The following is a 12,624-nucleotide window of genomic DNA, read 5'->3' as shown; positions in this document are numbered from 1 at the left end:
TTGAGTGCCTGTTGTCCGGTAGCGCGTTACATCGTTTCCGCGAACAACTCGCGGCCAATCAGCATGCGGCGAATCTCGCTCGTGCCCGCGCCGATTTCGTAGAGCTTCGCGTCGCGCCACAGGCGACCCACGGGGTACTCGTTGATGTAGCCGTTGCCGCCCAGAATCTGGATGGCTTCGCCGGCCATCCACGTGGCCTTTTCGGCGGTGTAGAGAATCACGCCCGCGCAATCTTTGCGTACCTGACGCACATGTTCGCGGCCCAGTGTGTCCAGTTGACGACCCACGGCGTAGAGATACGCGCGGCAAGCCTGGAGCGTGGTGTAGAGGTCGGCCACCTTGCCCTGGATGAGCTGGAATTCGCCGATGGACTGGCCGAACTGCTTGCGGTCGTGGATGTAGGGCACCACGGCGTCCATCACCGCGACCATGATGCCGATGGGGCCGCCGGCCAGCACGGCGCGCTCGTAGTCGAGGCCGCTCATCAGCACTTTCACGCCGCCGTTCACCTGGCCGAGGATGTTCTCTTCGGGCACTTCCACGTCCTGAAACACGAGTTCGCCCGTGTGCGAGCCGCGCATGCCGAGCTTGTCGAGCTTCTGCGCCACCGAAAAGCCCTTCATGCCCTTCTCGACGATAAACGCCGTCATGCCGCGCGCGCCCGCTTCGGGGTCGGTCTTCGCGTAGACCACGAGCGTGTCGCAATCCGGGCCGTTGGTGATCCACATCTTCGTGCCGTTCAGCACGTAGCGGTCGCCCTTGCGGTCCGCGCGCAGCTTCATGCTGACGACGTCCGAGCCCGCGTTGGGCTCGCTCATGGCGAGCGCGCCGACATGCTCGCCCGACACCAGCTTCGGCAGGTACTTGCGCTTCTGCGCTTCGGTGCCGTTGCGGTGAATCTGGTTCACGCAAAGGTTCGAATGCGCGCCGTACGAAAGCCCAACGGACGCCGACGCGCGCGAGATTTCCTCCATCGCGACCATGTGGGCCGTGTAGCCCATGTTCGCGCCGCCGTATTCCTCGGAGACCGTCATGCCCAGCACGCCCAGGTCGCCGAACTTGCGCCACAGGTCCATCGGGAACTGGTCGGTGCGGTCGATTTCGGCGGCGCGCGGCGCGATCTCTTTCGCCGCGAAGCTCGCCAGGCTGTCGCGCAGCATTTCGATTTCTTCACCGAGCGGGAATTGCAGGCCGGGCACGTTGGTCATCGATGTCTCCTGGTATTTGTGAGGGCGCTCAAAGACGCCGTAAAGACGCCTGGGGCGCTTGGGGCGCACGTTGAGCGCGCCGGTCAACGCGAATTTCACGCCACATTTACGTATACGTCAATAGGTATTTCTGAGCCAGACTCATATTCTTGATCAATCTCTGCAGGCCCGTAACATGGGCTATCCTTCGCAGATAATCGCGCGCATCCGCCTGAACTGCCCATCTAAAAGTGACCCTTACTCATATGTCGCCCGCCCCCCCAGCCGCCCAGCCCTCGCCCGCTTCGCGCCGGCAGCCTGCCGGACGCAAGTCGCAGCAGCGCGTGAAGGAAATTCTTCAGGCCGGGCGCGACGTGTTCTCGGAAAAAGGCTACGAACGCGCCACCACGGCGGAGATCGCGCAGCGGCTCGGCATTTCCGAGGCCACCGTGTTCAGCTACTTTCGCGGCAAGCGGGAGCTGTGCGCACGCGTGATCGGCGACTGGTACGACGAAATCATCGACGCCATCGAAACAGGCCTGCCGCGCGACGGCACCGTGCGCCAGCAGTTTGCGTTCATCGTGCGTACGCATTTGCGGCTCATGCTCGTGAACGGCACGGGTCTGTGCGCGCTGGTGCTCTCCGAAGGCCGCACACGTCACCACGATCTGTCCGAAGCGCTCACGGACCTGCAACGCCGCTACACGGCGCCGCTCATGCGCGTGCTCGCGCGCGGCCAGCAAGGTGGACAGGTGCGCTCCGACATGCCGCTGCGGCTGTTGCGCTCGCTCGTGTTCGGGCCGATGGAGCATGTGCTGTGGGACGCCACGCTGGCGAACCGCCGCATCGATATCGAAACCACCGCCGAGCGGCTCATCGACGTGCTCTGGGCCGCCTTGCAGCCGCCCGACGTGGCGGTCGCGGCGCTCGTGCAGTTCAGCCAGGAGGTGGGCGAAGCCGCGAAGCGGCTGGAGGCGGCGCGGGCGGCCCAGTCCGGACGCGCAAGCGTTCAAGGCGACGGCGCGGCAGCGGCGCGGGAGGATTGAGCGGTGCGGGTGACGGGGTGCCGCCCCAGCGGCCGATCGTGCCTCGTCTGCCGTAGCGGCGCCTGGCGGCTTGTGGTGCCTGGGCGCCAGCCACGCCAGCCCGGGCGCAAAGCTGACCGCGCCTGGTAACGAGCACCCGAGCCGCCTCGTCACGCCACCCGCGTTTCCCCTCGCTTCACTTTATCGATTATTTATCGATAATCTGTCGTGTAAGATTCGCCGCTGCTCTTCCGCTCTTCCCCGTACCCGCTCCCCACGATCCCCCAATCCCCACGAGGCGCCGATGTCCGCACAACTCACCTCCGCCCTTGCATCGAAATTCGCCACGCTCGCGCTCGGGCACCTCACGCGCGAGTACCCCAACAAGCTCACGCATTCGCTTGCGGGTCCGCAGGACGTGCAAGGGCCGCGTGCGCTGCATCCCATCTTCTACGGCAGCTACGATTGGCATTCGTGCGTGCACGGCTATTGGCTCGTGCTGCGTCTGATCGACCGCTTTCCGGGGCTGCCCGAAGCCCCGCAGATCGTCGCCGTGGTGGATGAGCATTTCACCGAGGAAAAAGTAGCCGGCGAGCGCGCCTACCTCGACCTGCCGCACAACCGCGGCTTCGAGCGGCCCTACGGCTGGGCATGGCTGCTGGCGCTCGCGGCCGAAGCCGCGGAATTGAGGGTGCCGCAGGCGCCGCGCTGGTCGCAGACGCTCGCGCCGCTCACGGAGGCCTTCGTCGAACGCTTCGAGGAATTCCTGCCGAAGGCGACGTATCCGCTGCGCGTCGGCACGCACTTCAATACGGCGTTCGCGCTCGCGCTGGCGCTGGATTTCGCGCGGCGCACGTCGCGCGATTCGCTGGCCGCGCTGATCGAAGAGACGGCGAGGCGCTGGTATCTGAACGACGCGGGATGCCAGGCATGGGAGCCCTCCGGCGACGAGTTCCTCTCGCCCGCGCTGATGGAAGCGGAGTTGATGAGCCGCGTACTGACGCCGCGCGAATTCGAGTCGTGGCTTACACGCTTCCTGCCTGAGCTCGAGGCACGCAAGCCTGCCACGCTCTTTACGCCCGCGACGGTCACAGACCGCAGCGACGGCAAGATTGCGCATCTCGATGGCCTCAACCTGAGCCGCGCGTGGTGCCAACGGTCGCTCGCGCGCGTGCTGCCGAGCGCCGACCCGCGCGTGCCGGTGCTGCTCGACGCCGCACAAACGCATCTGGCGACCGCACTGGATCACGTGGCCGGCGACTACATGGGCGAGCACTGGCTCGCCACGTTTGCGACGCTGGCGCTCGAAGCGTAAGAGAAAGGTCCGCCGCGGGCGCGCGGGATTAGCGTGCTCCCCGCGCCTTTGCGGCGCGCGGTGTGGCTGCGGGTTGGGGCTTCACCCCACGTGGCAGCGGCTGCGTCGTCTTCTTCGCCCTGCCCGGCTTCTCCAGTCTCGCCGCCCGCGCCGGCCACGACTGTGCCGCAAGGCTCACCGCATCGGCAAATGCATGCGCGGCCTCGCTGCGGCTGTGCGGCGCCCGCTCTACCAAGCCGATCTCACGGCAGAACGACGGGTCGCCAACATCGAGGGCCGTCACGCCCGGCGGCCATGCCGTGAGCCCCAACGTCTTCGGTACCAGCGCGCAACCCACGCCATGCGCCACCAACTGCACGATGGCGTCGAGTTCATCGAGTTCCACCACGTCGCGAACCGTGATCCGCGTACGGCGCAGAAAGCGGTCCACCACGCGCCCGCCGAACGAACTGCGGTCGTAACGCACGAACGGCGCCGTCTTGAGCATGGTGCGCCAGTCCGTGACGGCAAGCGCATCGGGCACGAGCAGCACGAACGGTTCGACCGCGAGCGTGCGCCACTCGAGTTCGGAAGGCAGCGCAAACGGCGGGCGAATGATGACGCCGGCGTCGACCTCGCCCGCGTCCACCTGCCCGAGCAGATTCAGCGACACGCCCGGCACCACGCGAATGCGCCAGCCCGGCCACTGGCCGCAAAAGGCATGAATGGCGCCGACGAGAAACGACGTCTGCGCCGAAGCGATTGCGCCCACGCGCAGCACGCCGGTCTTCTGCGCGGCCGCCCCACGCTTGCCGAGCCGCGCGTAGAGCGCCATCAATTCGCCGGCTAGCGCGAGCGTCTCGCGACCTGCGGGCGAGAGCCGCGCCGAGCGCCCCGTGCGGTCGAACAGCGCGACGCCGAGTTCCTCTTCGAGCCGCTGCATCTGCGCACTCACCGCGGACTGCGTGAGCCCGATACGCGCGCCGGCTGCAGAAAACGTGCCGTGCTCGGCCACGGCGAGAAAAGTCTTGAGTTCGCGAAGCATGGTGATTCATCGATAAATTTTGTGCTGAGCACGAAAATATATCGTTTCTCGCCAATTTCCGTCATGAGTAGACTGGGCGTTTTCTAACCGGTCACATCGCACAGCCGCCCATCGCCATGAGCCAGACTGCCGCCGCATCCACCTCCATTCCGCCGTTCCACCTCGCCTTCCCTGTTCACAGCATCGCCGCCGCGCGCGAGTTCTACGGCGCGCTGCTGGGCTGCCCCGAAGGACGCAGCGCGGACGCCTGGGTGGACTTCAATTTCTACGGCCACCAGATCGTTGCGCACCTCGCGCCCGAGGAAGTCGGGCACCGCAAGACGAGCGCCGTGGACGGCGATGCCGTGCCCGTCCGCCATTTCGGCGTCGTGCTTTCCATGCCGGAGTGGGAACAGATTTCGGCAAAGCTGACGGCGGCGGGCATCGACTTCATCATCGAGCCGCATATCCGCTTCAAGGGCGAAGTGGGCGAACAGGCGACCATGTTCTTTCTCGATCCGTCGGGCAACGCACTGGAAATCAAGGCGTTTGCGAATAGGGCGTCGCTGTTCGCGAAGTAGAGGCGAGGTAGACGTGAAGCGCGCTGCGCCCGCGTCTCATCACGCGACGGGGCGCAGCGCGGAAGCTTTCATGCGCGCGGGCCACGAGAGCAATCGCGCGGCCGCGCGCAAACATCAACGGCGCGCCAGCACCCAGTAGAACACCCCACCCAGCGCCACGCCGATAAACCACGAGAAGTTCGCGAACGCCTTCAGCGAAGGCACGAACGCGCACGCCACCGCAATCGCCGCGGCCGGCAGCAACGCGCCCACCGCGCGCCAGTTCACGCCGTTGCTGTACCAGTACGCGCCTTGCGGGGACATCGAGTAAAGCTCGTCCGTCACGACCTGCTGGCGCTTCACGAGGAAGTAGTCCACCAGCAGCAGGCCATACAGCGGCCCGATGAAACCGCCCAGCACGTCGAGCGTGTAGTGGATCACTTCGGGATTGTTGAACAGGTTCCACGGCGTGATGAACACGGACGCCACGGCCGCCAGCATGCCACCCGCGCGCCAGCTGATGCGGCTGGGCGCAACGTTGGAAAAATCGAACGCGGGCGAAACGAAGTTCGCAACGATGTTGATACCGATGGTGGCCACCATGAAGGTCAGCGCGCCGAGCACCACCGCGAACGGCTGATCGATGCGGCTCACCGTTTCTACGGGATCCGTAATAAGTTGGCCGAACACAGGCAGCGTGGCCGACGTCGTGATGACCGTGATCACCGAGAACGCCAGGAAGTTGACCGGCAACCCCCAGAAGTTGCCGCGCTTCACGCTGCCGAAGCTCTTGCAGTAGCGCGAGAAGTCGCCGAAGTTGAGCATGGGCCCCGAGAAATACGAGACCACCAGCGAGATCGCGGTGATCATGACGGGCAGCCCGTCCCAGCCGCTGTATTTCACCTGGCCCAGGTTGAGCCCGATGTTCGAGACGCCCGCGCGCGCCACCATGTAGATGGCAAGCACGAACATCACGACGTAGACGGCTGGCCCCGCGAAGTCGATGAACTTCTTGATGGTCTCCATGCCGTTCCAGAACACGAGCGCCTGCAAGAGCCACAGCACCATGAAGCCGGCCCAGCCCAGGTACGAGAGACCCAGCCAGCCGTGCTGATGCACGTCCGCGTACGGCATGAGCGAAGGCGCGAACTTCAGCACGACCACCACGAACGCGCTCGACGCGAGGTAGGTCTGGATGCCGTACCACGCCACGGCAATGAGCCCGCGAATCACCGCGGGCACGTTCGCGCCGAGCACGCCGAACGTGGCGCGGCAGATCACGGGATACGGCACGCCATGCTTCTGGCTCGACTTGGCGATGAGGTTGCAGAACACGTTCACGATCGCAATGCCCACGATCAGCGAAACGAGTACCTGCCAGCTTGCCAGTCCCAACGCGAAGAGGCTGCCTGCGAACACGTAGCCGCCCACGCTGTGCACGTCGGACATCCAGAACGCGAAGATGTTGTAGGCGCCCCAATGCTGGTCCTTGAGCGGCGCGAGGTCGTCGTTGCACAGGCGCTCGCTGTAGCCGGCGTGCGCCGCGATGTCGTCCTGCGCATCCGCAGGCCGCCCCGGAATGGCGGCGGAATTGATGAGATCAGCCATGACGGCCTCCAGTCGAAGGGAGCGCGCTGCGAGGCCTGCGTAGAGGGTCGGCCTCGATCGCGCCGGATCGAAATGGACTCTCCCGCCACCCTGCGCGGCGCTGCGAACGGACGATGCAGCGCCGCGCCTTCGGCGAAGAAAGCGCGGGGGTACTTCGGTGCTGCCGGTTGGAAAAATAGGTGGAGCGGCGCTGCGACTGCATTCACTGCCAATCTGCAAACGACGACTGCAAGCATGGACTGCGGGGCACACGCGGCGGCCGACGCGTATTACCCGAGTTGCTGGAGGCCCATCGTAAAGCGGCCAAAAAGATTGTCAACAAATTTCCTGGCAGGTCGAATCATTTCGACGCCTCAAGGCAGGGTCAAAAGGTAAACAAGTGCTGAACGCCGCGCTATTCCGGTGCATTTGCACCGCTACGCGGCATAGCCCGCACCAGATATTGATAACAATCCTGCTCGCGAAAATGCGCTTGCCGCGCATCCCACATTGTTGACAGTCTTTGTATTCGCGCTACGATGGAGCGCGATCCGAACCCTGCCCGCCATGACAGAAACGAATACCAACGGAACCGGCAATCTGAAACCCGATGCGATTGCCGCTCACATCCGCACCGCCATTCTCGAACACCGCCTGGCGCCAGGCACCAAGCTCACCGAAGCGCAACTGTGCGACATCTTCGGCGTGAAGCGCGGGCCCATCCGCCTCGCCCTCGCCCAGCTGGCGAGCGAACGGCTCGTCGATCTGGAGCCGAACCGCGGTGCCTATGTGGCGAGTCCGTCGCTGAAGGAGGTGCATGAAGTGTTCGAGATGCGACGCATCATCGAGCAGGCCGTGATCGAACGCGTGGCGGGCGAACGCGGCATGCCGCGGCATCTCAAGACGATCAAGAGCCTGATCGGCCAGGAGCGCAAAGCGTTCGAGAGCCGCGACTTCGCACAATGGATTCGCCTCTCGGGCCAATTCCATACCGAGCTTGCGACGCTCACGGGCAACGAAGTGCTTTGCGACTGCCTCAATGGCCTCGTCGCGCGGTCCACCCTGATCTCGGCGCTCTACGAATCGCTGGGCCGCAGCCCGTGCTCGTTCGACGACCACGCCGCCATCGTCGCCGCCCTCGAAGCCGGCCACGCCGCCGAAGCCGCCGACCTCATGTCGCGCCATCTGCGCAGCGTCGAGGTGAAGATGCTGGACCGGCCCTCGCACGGCAACGTCGATCTGCGCGACGTGTTCGGACCGATGCAGACACAGTCGCGCGACGCGTCGGCCGCCGCCGATAAAAGCTGAGGAAAGCCAACGATAGCCAACCAAAGCCAACCAAAGCCGACAACAAACACGGCACGCCAATTCGCCCGCACGCCCGTTCCAAAGCGGGCCACGCACTGTCAAAGCCCTCCTGATTTACCCCAATCCCGGCATTCGTCCTGCTGCAACGCACGACATTTCGGAGGCCTTGTGTCGCAAGGCTTCTCGCCCTTCGTTCTAACGATCCCTGACGCCTTGCATCGTTTAGCGTTCCTTGACGACGCCGCATGGGGCTGCTGTACTAAATCAAACCAATTGATTTACTCCCACAGAGCCGAGCCACGCAGCCGGCCACCCCACAGCCGTCAATCAAGAAACCGGAGGAGCGTTCCATGAGACTTCATCTGCATCCCGTCAGCCGGCGAGTCTTCGCCCGGTGTGCCGCCTTGAGCGTCGCCGTTTCCGCCATCTGGTGCGCCGCGTCCGCGCAAGCCGCCGATCAGGTCGTGGTGGGCCTCATCACGAAAACGGACACCAATCCGTTCTTCGTGAAGATGCGTCAGGGCGCCGAGGCCGCCGCGCAGAAGAACGGCGCGAAGCTGCTCACGGCGGCGGGCAAGTTCGACGGCGACAACGCAAGCCAGGTCACCGCCATCGAGAACATGCTCACGGCCGGCGCGAAAGCGATTCTGATCACGCCGAGCGACACCAAGGCCATCGTGCCGAGCATCAAGAAGGCGCGCGCGGCAGGAGCCATCGTGATCGCGCTCGATACGCCGACCGAGCCGCAGGACGCCACCGACGCCCTCTTCGCCACCGACAACTTCAAGGCCGGCGTGCTGATCGGCGAATACGCGAAGGCGGCGATGGCCGGCAAGCCCGCGAAGATCGCGACGCTCGACCTTGCGCCCGGCATCTCAGTGGGCGTGCTGCGCCACAACGGCTTTCTGAAGGGCTTCGGCATCAAGGAAGGCGACGCGTCCATCGTTTGCAGCCAGGACACGCGCGGCGACCAGGCGAAGGGCCAGACGGCGATGGAGAACTGCCTGCAGAAGTCGCCGGACATCAACGTCGTCTACACGATCAACGAACCGGCCGCGGCGGGCGCCTGGCGCGCGCTGAAGGCCGCGGGCAAAGACAAGAGCGTGATGATCGTCTCGATCGACGGAGGCTGTGACGGCGTGCGCAACGTGCAGGCCGGCGCCATTGCGGCGACCTCGCAGCAGTATCCGCTCAAGATGGCCGAACTCGGCGTGAACGCGGGCGTGGAGTACGCGAAGACGGGCAAGAAGCCGAGCGGCTATCACGACACGGGCGTCACGCTCATCACCGACAAGCCGATGTCCGGCGTCGACAGCAAGGACTCGAAGTTCGGGCTGGAGAACTGCTGGGGCAACAAGTAAGCAGCGCCGGCGCCGTGTCGCTTTCCGTTCTTCCCGCTGTCATTGCCTGAGAGGAGTGCATCATGCCGACTCCAACCGCGCCGGCGCCGAGCCCGCGCCAGCATCACTTCGCAGACCACCTGCCGTCCATCGCCGACGTCGGGCCGTTCCTCGCGCTCGTGCTCGCGTGCGCGTTCTTCATCTCGCAGAGCAACCGCTTCCTCTCGTTCGAGAATCTTTCGCTGATTCTCCAGCAGACGATGGTGGTCGCCGTGATCGCGATCGGTCAGACGCTCATCGTACTGACGGGCGGCATCGATCTTTCCTGCGGCATGGTGATGGCGTTCGGCTCCATCGTGATGACGCGCTTCGCCGTGATACTCGGCCTGCCGCCGGTGCTCGCCATCGCCTGCGGCATCGCGGCCACCACGCTGTTCGGGCTCTTGAACGGCGTGCTCATCACGCGTATCAAGCTGCCGCCGTTCATCGTGACGCTCGGCACGCTGAACATCGCGTTCGCGCTCACGCAGATCTACTCGAACGCGGAGAGCGTGTCGAACCTGCCCAACGCGATCATGTTCTTCGGCAACACGTTCGGCCTGGGGCACGCGCAGGTGACGTACGGCACGGTGCTCACGCTCTTCATGTACCTCTTCACGTGGTTCGTGTTGCGCGACACCGTGCCGGGCCGGCATCTCTACGCGCTCGGCAACAACGCCGAAGCAGCGCGACTCATGGGACTCTCGTCGCAACGCATCCTGCTCACCGTCTACGGCCTCGCGGGCGCCATCTACGGCATCGCGGCGCTGCTTTCGGTGGCACGCACAGGCGTGGGCGATCCGCAGGCCGGGCAGACGGAAAACCTCGACAGCATCACCGCCGTGGTGCTGGGCGGCACGAGCCTTTTCGGCGGACGCGGCACGATTGTCGGCACGCTGCTGGGTGCGCTGATCGTGGGCGTGTTCCGCAACGGGCTCACGCTGATCGGCGTGTCGTCGGTGTACCAGGTGCTGATCACCGGCATTCTCGTGATTCTCGCCGTGGCCGCGGACAAGCTCTCGCATCGCCGCGCCTGACGCGCGACGGTACGAGTCCAGCCTCGGTCTCAGCCTCAGCCTACGTCTCGCAAGCAAGGAGCAAGCGATGTCGACATTCCCCTCCTCTTCGGCCGCCACGCCCGTGCTCGCGGCGCGTGGCCTCGTGAAGCGCTACGGCCAGGTCACGGCGCTGGACGGCTGCGATTTCGAAGTGATGCCCGGCGAAATTCTCGCCGTGATCGGCGACAACGGCGCGGGCAAGTCGTCGCTCATCAAGGCGCTTTCGGGCGCCACGGTGCCCGACGAAGGCGAGATCCTGCTGGACGGCAGCGCCGTGAAATTCCGCAGCCCGCTCGATGCGCGCGACCACGGCATCGAAACCGTCTATCAGGACCTCGCGGTGGCGCCGGCCATGACCATCGCCGAGAACCTGTTTCTCGCGCGCGAACTCGTGAAGCCGGGCTGGCGCGGCAAGCTGCTCAAGATGATCGACAAGCGGCGCATGCTCGAAGAAGCCACGGCGCACATGAAGGGCCTGCAGATCGGCATCCGTTCGATGAAGCAGGCCGTGGAAACGCTCTCGGGCGGCCAGCGCCAGGGCGTGGCCGTGGCGCGCAGCGCGGCCTTCGCGCGCCACGTCGTGATTCTCGACGAGCCCACCGCGGCACTCGGCGTGAAGGAAGGCAACATGGTGCTCGAGCTGATCCGGCGCGTGCGCGATCGCGGCCTGCCCGTGATCCTCATCAGCCACAACATGCCGCACGTGTTCGAAGTGGCCGACCGCATCCACATCCAGCGGCTGGGGCGGCGCGCGGCGCTCGTGAAAACGAAGGACATTCATATGTCCGAAGCAGTGGCCATCATGACGGGCGCGAAAGAAGCCGACGTGAAGGCAATTGCCTGAACGTCTTGCGCGCCAGCCCCTTCGCTCTCATTTCCCGCACGCCCAGCCCGCTCCCCCGCAATGGAAAACGGCCACCGTACCCCGCTCAAGCAATCGGTCATGCAGCCCGGCAGGCAACCTGTCGGCTCGAATCAGGTCGGCATGCGGCAGTTCAACGAGCGCATCGTGCTGCAGGCCATCCGGCTGCGCGGGCCGCTCGCGAAGGCGGACGTGGGCCGGCTCACGCGGCTTTCCATGCAGACGGTCTCGATGATCGTCGACCGGCTGATCGACGACGGCCTGCTTGCACGGCAGCCGCGCGTGCGCGGCCGTATCGGTCAGCCGTCGGTGCCTATCGCGCTTGCACCCGACGGCGCGTTCACCATCGGCATCAAGGTGGGGCGGCGCAGCCTCGACGTGCTCGCCATGGACTTCATGGGCAACGTGCGCACACGCGACGTGCTGGAGTACGAATACCCGGATCCGCACATGCTGTTTCCGGCGCTCGAAGCCAAGCTCGCGCGCGTGAACGCGCAACTGGGCGCGCACGCGAAGAAGATTGTGGGCGTGGGCGTGGCGGCGCCGCTGTGGCTGGGCGGCTGGCGCGACTTTCTCGGCGCGCCGCCCGAAGCGCTCGCGGCATGGAACGATATCGACATTCGCACGCGCATCGAAACCATGACGGGCCTGCCCGTCGAGTTCGCAAAAGACACCACGGCCGCCTGCGCCGCGGAACTCGTGATGGGCCAGGGGCGCGGCATCAATCACTTCCTGTATCTGTTCGTCGGCACGTTTATCGGCGGCGGGCTCGTGATCGACGGGCGCCTGCACGGCGGTCCGCACGGCAACGCGGGCGCGGTGGGCTCGATTCCGCTGGCCGGCAGCGCAACGGGCCCACAGGACGCAACGGCCGATCCTGCCCGGCAATTGCTGCATGCCGCCTCGGGCTTCGTACTGGAACGTCTGTTCGCTGCGGCAGGCGCGCCGCCCACGGCCGCGCACGACCACCGCGCGTTATCCGCGGAGTTGTGGCGCCTGACGGAACAATGGCTCGACACCGCCTGCCCCGCCATCGCCGCGACGCTCACAAACGCGGCGGCGCTGCTCGATCTGGAAGCCGTGGTGATAGACGGCGAACTCGACCGGCAACTGCTGCGCGAGATCATCCGCCGCACAGAGCGCGTGCTGGACCGTTTCGAATGGGAAGGCATGGTGCGTCCGCAACTGCTGGAAGGCACCATCGGCGCAGACGCGCGTGCCATGGGCGGCGCGATTCTGCCGCTCTACGCGCATTTCGCGCCCACGCACGAGCTGTTTCTCAAGCCCGCTACGCAGCCGGACTACTGACGGCGGCGGCGCGAGGCGCGGCTCGGTGCCAC

The 12,624-nt window shown here is 65.5% G+C and carries 11 protein-coding genes; 8 read left to right on the top strand and 3 right to left on the bottom strand.

The features are described from left to right. Window positions 1-26: 26 nt before the first annotated feature. Window positions 27-1,208: an isovaleryl-CoA dehydrogenase gene (locus PXJ20_RS28910; RefSeq protein WP_017775460.1), complete on the bottom strand. Its 1,182-nt coding sequence runs from the start codon at window positions 1,206-1,208 to the stop codon at window positions 27-29. 245 nt (window positions 1,209-1,453) lie between these two features. Between PXJ20_RS28910 and PXJ20_RS28905 the strand changes: the two genes are divergently transcribed. Then, the gene (locus tag PXJ20_RS28905; protein WP_421032118.1) at window positions 1,454-2,233 is read left to right on the top strand and encodes a TetR/AcrR family transcriptional regulator; all 780 of its coding nucleotides are present in this window, start codon (window positions 1,454-1,456) and stop codon (window positions 2,231-2,233) included. 283 nt (window positions 2,234-2,516) lie between these two features. Beyond that, window positions 2,517-3,527: a DUF2891 domain-containing protein gene (locus PXJ20_RS28900; RefSeq protein ID WP_421032117.1), complete on the top strand. Its 1,011-nt coding sequence runs from the start codon at window positions 2,517-2,519 to the stop codon at window positions 3,525-3,527. A 28-nt stretch (window positions 3,528-3,555) separates the two neighbouring features. Here PXJ20_RS28900 and PXJ20_RS28895 read toward each other — a convergent pair whose 3' ends face one another. After that, complete coding sequence (locus tag PXJ20_RS28895; protein ID WP_421032116.1) at window positions 3,556-4,551, bottom strand: LysR family transcriptional regulator; 996 nt, start codon at window positions 4,549-4,551, stop codon at window positions 3,556-3,558. Window positions 4,552-4,667: 116 nt separating this feature from the next. Here PXJ20_RS28895 and PXJ20_RS28890 point away from each other — a divergent pair, with 116 nt between their 5' ends. Next, the gene (locus PXJ20_RS28890; protein ID WP_421032115.1) at window positions 4,668-5,111 is read left to right on the top strand and encodes a VOC family protein; all 444 of its coding nucleotides are present in this window, start codon (window positions 4,668-4,670) and stop codon (window positions 5,109-5,111) included. 114 nt (window positions 5,112-5,225) lie between these two features. On the opposite strand, the gene PXJ20_RS28885 is transcribed toward PXJ20_RS28890, so the two are convergent. Next, entirely contained in the window at window positions 5,226-6,698 is a 1,473-nt protein-coding gene (locus PXJ20_RS28885; protein WP_199542457.1) for an NCS1 family nucleobase:cation symporter-1, read from the bottom strand. A gap of 546 nt (window positions 6,699-7,244) precedes the next feature. Between PXJ20_RS28885 and PXJ20_RS28880 the strand changes: the two genes are divergently transcribed. The 5 genes from PXJ20_RS28880 (at window position 7,245) to PXJ20_RS28860 (ending at window position 12,592) form a co-directional block, all read left to right on the top strand. Beyond that, window positions 7,245-7,985: a GntR family transcriptional regulator gene (locus tag PXJ20_RS28880; RefSeq protein ID WP_126878786.1), complete on the top strand. Its 741-nt coding sequence runs from the start codon at window positions 7,245-7,247 to the stop codon at window positions 7,983-7,985. A gap of 350 nt (window positions 7,986-8,335) precedes the next feature. Next, window positions 8,336-9,346 (top strand): sugar ABC transporter substrate-binding protein, encoded by a 1,011-nt coding sequence (locus tag PXJ20_RS28875; protein WP_277598386.1) that lies wholly within the window; start codon window positions 8,336-8,338, stop codon window positions 9,344-9,346. A gap of 62 nt (window positions 9,347-9,408) precedes the next feature. Next, the gene (locus PXJ20_RS28870; RefSeq protein ID WP_017775452.1) at window positions 9,409-10,401 is read left to right on the top strand and encodes an ABC transporter permease; all 993 of its coding nucleotides are present in this window, start codon (window positions 9,409-9,411) and stop codon (window positions 10,399-10,401) included. 67 nt (window positions 10,402-10,468) lie between these two features. Next, complete coding sequence (locus tag PXJ20_RS28865) at window positions 10,469-11,266, top strand: ATP-binding cassette domain-containing protein (RefSeq protein ID WP_017775451.1); 798 nt, start codon at window positions 10,469-10,471, stop codon at window positions 11,264-11,266. Between the two features lie 60 nt (window positions 11,267-11,326). Next, window positions 11,327-12,592 (top strand): ROK family transcriptional regulator, encoded by a 1,266-nt coding sequence (locus PXJ20_RS28860; protein ID WP_421032114.1) that lies wholly within the window; start codon window positions 11,327-11,329, stop codon window positions 12,590-12,592. The last annotated feature ends 32 nt before the right edge of the window (window positions 12,593-12,624 follow it).

This window comes from Paraburkholderia sp. A1RI_3L (assembly GCF_048957895.1).
Taxonomy (GTDB): Bacteria; Pseudomonadota; Gammaproteobacteria; order Burkholderiales; family Burkholderiaceae; genus Paraburkholderia; species Paraburkholderia kururiensis.
The sequence above is the reverse complement of the archived record's forward strand: the minus strand, read 5'-3'. Positions and strand labels throughout refer to the sequence as shown.